We start from the raw sequence: 4,767 nt of genomic DNA, 5'->3' as shown, positions 1-4,767 counted from the left end.
AGTAAATGTTTTGAGTGGCTTTTTTTTCGAAAGCACTGCTAAAAATTTTCATGGTGAATCGTCTAATTTTCAGCAAGATTCAGAAATGAGTTCCGATGAAGAAAGTGTATCTGGTTCTCAACAAAGCTCTGATGAAGAAAGTGTATCTGGTTCTCAACAAAGCTCTGATGAAGAAAGTGTATCTGGTTCTCAACAAAGCTCTGATGAAGAGAGTGTATCTGGTTCTCGGAAGGATTCAGAAGTGAATTCTGATTCTTTTGATCAAGAAAACCAGGAAGGAAGCCTAAGAATAGGTACATTTGGTAACTTTGATTTTTCTAATTTTTTGAAGTTAGACTTGGAAAAGAATCGTGAGCTTTTTGCTGACGTCTACAAAAGCAAAGGTTTTTCAGTGAGTTGTATTGATCGAAACATAATGTTGTTTTCAGAACCAATATATAGAAATATAGATGGTCTTATAAAGCTTTATACTGAAAATAGTTATTCTGGGAGCGTACCTTTTCAATGTCGTAATTTTGAAGCTAATCTTTCTCAAGGATCTCCAAGATTGGAGATAATAGATACCGAAATTAATGAAAATGCTGAGGAGCTAGTTCTTAGAACAGATAGACAAGAGGTTTCTGATGCTAGAAATAGTAGGGAAGTTCGTGCAGTTCTAAGCGATTCTTTGGGGAAAATCTCTTCGCAGAGTGTTTCAAAGCTTGATGAATCTCAAGAATCGAACAAATAGTTTTATTTTTGAATTTTTTATAAAGAAGAACTACCAAATTTTATGAGTTTTTCCGTAAGATCCTTCTGTTTTTTAGGAATTAATCGTATCTGTTACTGTAATTTTTGAATATGTTATGTTAAAAAAAACACGAGGGGGGGCGATAAAGGAAGGAAATAGTGTTGTATTGTAATAGCAATAGTATATCAAAAACAGATTTTTTCAGAAATCGTTATTTAGCCAACTCTAAGGTTAAATCTACAGATTAATCTTTTTCCTCTGTTTCTGCGCAACACAACACCATATTTTTTGAGTTGCTCTCATAATCGTACACTAGGTTAGATATTTCTTGTTTTATCCAGTCCGAAAATTCTTTTATGCCTCCCGTATAATTTTTAGTAACTTCGCCCTATGCAGCCAAAAAATTAGAATTTTTTGTATAACTATGATGAATTATATAGTAATTTAGGTTGAATTAGGTGTAATTTTTGTTACAATGAAAGGAAAATGACAAAGAGCTCCAGCAACGATTTAAGACATAGAGTAATAAAATATTTAGATGAGGGGAACGGGTATATTGAAGCATCGCAACTATTTAAAATAAGTGTATCATCTATAGGCAAGTGGCATAAAAAATTGGCATAGAAAATACAGACAAGAAGGCAAGTATTTTCTTAAAAGACGTGGTGGCTCAGAAAAAAAAGATATGACCTTGAAAAAAGCTTCTCAAGAATTTTGGGGTACAATCGGTTACTGGTTAAAAAGATTAGGCTATAGCTATAAAAAAAAGACTTTTCGTACGTGGAAGCAAGCCAAGAAAAGTAAAATAAAGTCAAGTAGAGTAAAGCGAACTCGGTATCAAGAATCAATAAAATAAATATATAGCGTATCCAAATATTGTATATGCCAAATCAAACTGAAAGTGTTGGACTGATGCGTTGAAAGTAGTCATTGATGCGGTCGACAAGATCCATGGAGATGTTGTCCCAGGTTTGGTCAAAAAAATGAAAAATACTCTTGCAAAACTCTTTGGCAGAGAAGAACAATCGATTATTGCGCACATATTCTTCTTCGATGGGGGTCAGGTTGGGGCAAGGGAGGGCAAATAATGCACCTCAATCCCCTTTTCTTTTTCCGCCTTGATCCAGGATCAGGTAGAACGGCGCCTTTGGATAAGCGTCTTTCAGCTGATCAAAAAACGTCTTCAAGGTTTTTAAGGAACATCACATGTCAAATCCAAGACTCCAATCAGGCTCATGCGTGTCATGGGGGTGCCTGACAAGTGATTTTCGTTGCCATGGTGGCCGAGCCATCACCAAACAGGATGGTCCGGCAGTGTTGTCGCTCACCGTCTCGTAATAATGAATAAAGTTCCTTCTTGGCTGGATCTGTATTTTCGGGCCGTGCTTCTGGCTTTTTAAATGAAAAATTATGGGCGTGCAGCCACGACGTCTTGCCTTGAATCGTCTACGCAATGCCTCAAGAACATAAGCGCAGGTATCGCTTACTTTCATATACATCGTGGCTTTCCAAATGTGCGATAAGTTTTACTGTTTGTAAAATATTCAGCTTGCTTACAGAGCCCCCGCTTTACACCATTAACTTATACTCCTTGACTGATCGTCAATCAAAAGAGCCTTAGCAATTTGACGAGCTCTACCCTTTTTCGGATAACAAAACTGCCTTAATCCTATCTTCTACGCGTCGGTTCTTTTCTTGCCGATGCTGCGTTCTTAACGCAACACGATCTCCTTCTGTCAGAAATCTTTGCACAAGAAAAATTATTAACACATAAAATTAAACTTTTAAACAATTTCATTCAGCATGAGTGTATGAATGCTGTTAAGCGTTAAAAATTAAGAGAGAAAGCAATAGCCTTTAAACCTAAAAAAGAGTAGTCTTAGAGAAAATAATTATTTTGACAATCAAATGAAACCGTTTCATTACGATGTAATTATTATCGGAGCAGGACCCGTTGGGCTGTTTTCAGTGTTTGCGTGTGGCATGGTGGGGCTTCGTGTTGGGCTTTTTGATGCGCTTTCTGCTCTTGGAGGCCAGTGTTCTGCACTATACGCCAAAAAACCTATTTACGACATTCCAGGACATCCTTCTTTGTTAGCCGGGGAGCTTATAGATCGATTAATAAAGCAGATGGCCCCTTTTAATCCGGGAATTTTTTTGCAAACACCAATAAGCACCTTAGAAAAAGATTTGGAAAAGGGGTGGAGCGTGACAACGTCTTGCGAAAAAATAAAAGGGCGCGTAATTTTAATATGCACAGGGGCTGGAGCGTTTACTCCCAAACGTCCCGCAATCCCTTTTATTGAAAATTTTGAACATCAAAATGTATTGTATTGCGTAGATCACCCGGATCGTTTTTCTGGAAAACGAGTTGTTATCGCAGGCGGGGGAGATTCAGCAGTAGATTGGAGTTTGTTATTGAGTCAAAAAGGGGCGCAAGTTTTTCTGGTTCACAGAAGGAACAAATTTCGCGCACAAGAAGCGTCTTTAGCGCGCCTTGACTCTTATATATCTGAAGGAAAAATTAAACTTTTTGCTCCTTGTCAGGTGATCGGATTAGAAGGAAATAATGGAAAGCTTCAAAAAATCCATTTACAACACGCTTTTGATCAGACACAGTGGGTGGATTGCGATTTTTTTATACCTTGTTTTGGTCTTGAAATCCAAAAAAGTCCTTTTGAAACATGGGGGATTCAACTAAATTCCGGAATGATAGTAACTTGTCCTTCAACAGGACAAACTTCTGTTTCAGGGATCTATGCCGCAGGAGATTGTGTAACGTATCCTGAAAAACTTAAGCTGATTATGACTGGTTTTTCAGAGGCAATGCAGGCGGCGCATCATCTAAGAAAAACACATTTTTCTGAACGATCCTATCGTTTCGAGCATTCTACTTCTACTGGGGTTCCTAGCCCAGAAAGCAAAAGTTGAAAAGGTGTGTTTAGGGAAGGATAAAAATTAAGCTCTTTTATTTCTCAGAACCTGTCTTCACAATCTGATAAAAAGCTTGGTTAGAAGGTAAATGACATGCCCTACCCGAGAGGATTTGAGTGACACACAATGGAGATTTAATAAAATCTCATTTTGATACAGGGGATTATGGTAAAAAACGCAAGAAAGCGCTTGCTAACGGGGTGTTTTATCTTATAAAGACGGACTATCAGTGACGCTTTGGCCGCAAAAACATTCTTCCATGGAAAAGAGTATACAGGTTTTACATGCAAGAAAGACAAAGCGGAATTTTGGAAAAAATGATAAGGAATCTTGTGGAAAAAAGCCGGATAAACAATGGGCGAGACAATCCGACCTGCAGTCTAATTGACTTACAAAGTGCAAAAACAACGGCCCAAGATGTAAATCAAGGGATTGATGGGGGAAAAAAGGTCAAAGAGCTAAAACCCCATAATGTCACGGATCTTTAGGACATATTTTTCATGCAAAGGTTCACACTATTGCGGGATGCAAGGTATTTGATGAAGGCAGGTGTAAAATATCCATCGCTTAAAGGCGCATGCCCAGATGCTGGTTCTCGTAAAAGTTATCGTAAAACGTTCGAAGAGTTTGTTCAAAACATGTTGAAGAAGACCGTAGAGATTTTGGCACGTATAGCTAAATCAGTGTAAAAAGATTACGAGAGATGCAATTGAAATAAGAGATCAATTGAACAAGGTACTGTTCTTCTTATATGTTTTGCTTAGGCCCACTTTTTCTCAATAAGATTAAGATCTGGAGAATAATGAGGAATAAAGCAAACTATGGTATATTTTGCATAGCTTTCCCTTTATGGAAATTGGCGTTATCCATAACACTACCGCTTTCTTTTGGAAGGTTTGGTAATAAAATCTGCTGCCCCCAAGATGTAACCCCCTTTGTAAGCCAGATATCAAACCAATTGCAATTATAGATTTGCCAATTAAAGCGCCTATAGCGTTTGTTCCCCCCCAGTAATGAGCTCCATAACACCGCTTGCCTTTATCAGAGCACCCATGCATTCTTGGCATATCATGAGCAAAACTACTTTCATCACTATAACCTAT

The 4,767-nt window shown here is 37.9% G+C and carries 5 protein-coding genes and 2 pseudogenes; 6 read left to right on the top strand and 1 reads right to left on the bottom strand.

The genetic code is table 11. From position 1 onward, the window contains the following. The 6 genes and pseudogenes from K737_RS02375 to K737_RS10350 all read left to right on the top strand — a co-directional run. Window positions 1-730 (top strand): annotated as a pseudogene (locus K737_RS02375) (MSCRAMM family adhesin SdrC); the annotation flags it as partial. Between the two features lie 486 nt (window positions 731-1,216). Beyond that, on the top strand, window positions 1,217-1,354 hold the full coding sequence (locus K737_RS07810; RefSeq protein ID WP_075260324.1) for an IS630 transposase-related protein: 138 nt from the start codon (window positions 1,217-1,219) through the stop codon (window positions 1,352-1,354). A gap of 293 nt (window positions 1,355-1,647) precedes the next feature. Further along, entirely contained in the window at window positions 1,648-1,818 is a 171-nt protein-coding gene (locus tag K737_RS07805; RefSeq protein ID WP_023491781.1) for a hypothetical protein, read from the top strand. 820 nt (window positions 1,819-2,638) lie between these two features. Then, window positions 2,639-3,661, top strand: a complete 1,023-nt coding sequence (locus tag K737_RS02370; RefSeq protein ID WP_006291899.1) for an NAD(P)/FAD-dependent oxidoreductase — start codon at window positions 2,639-2,641, stop codon at window positions 3,659-3,661. Between the two features lie 287 nt (window positions 3,662-3,948). After that, window positions 3,949-4,152 carry a hypothetical protein gene (locus K737_RS02365; RefSeq protein WP_006291978.1) on the top strand — a complete coding sequence of 68 codons (204 nt, stop codon included), beginning with the start codon at window positions 3,949-3,951 and terminating at the stop codon, window positions 4,150-4,152. A 51-nt stretch (window positions 4,153-4,203) separates the two neighbouring features. After that, window positions 4,204-4,353 (top strand): hypothetical protein, encoded by a 150-nt coding sequence (locus K737_RS10350; protein ID WP_023491776.1) that lies wholly within the window; start codon window positions 4,204-4,206, stop codon window positions 4,351-4,353. Window positions 4,354-4,449: 96 nt separating this feature from the next. Here K737_RS10350 and K737_RS10240 read toward each other — a convergent pair. Further along, window positions 4,450-4,767, bottom strand: a pseudogene (locus K737_RS10240) (hypothetical protein); the annotation flags it as partial.

The sequence above is a fragment of the Holospora undulata HU1 genome (assembly GCF_000388175.3).
Taxonomy (GTDB): Bacteria; Pseudomonadota; Alphaproteobacteria; order Holosporales; family Holosporaceae; genus Holospora; species Holospora undulata_A.
This window is presented reverse-complemented; position numbering and strand designations above follow the sequence as displayed.

Coding starts and splice junctions, on each gene's coding strand:
- K737_RS07810 (WP_075260324.1), top strand. CDS start 1,217: ATGACAAAGAGCTCCAGCAACGATTTAAGACATAGAGTAATAAAATAT.
- K737_RS10350 (WP_023491776.1), top strand. CDS start 4,204: ATGAAGGCAGGTGTAAAATATCCATCGCTTAAAGGCGCATGCCCAGAT.
- K737_RS02365 (WP_006291978.1), top strand. CDS start 3,949: ATGCAAGAAAGACAAAGCGGAATTTTGGAAAAAATGATAAGGAATCTT.
- K737_RS02370 (WP_006291899.1), top strand. CDS start 2,639: ATGAAACCGTTTCATTACGATGTAATTATTATCGGAGCAGGACCCGTT.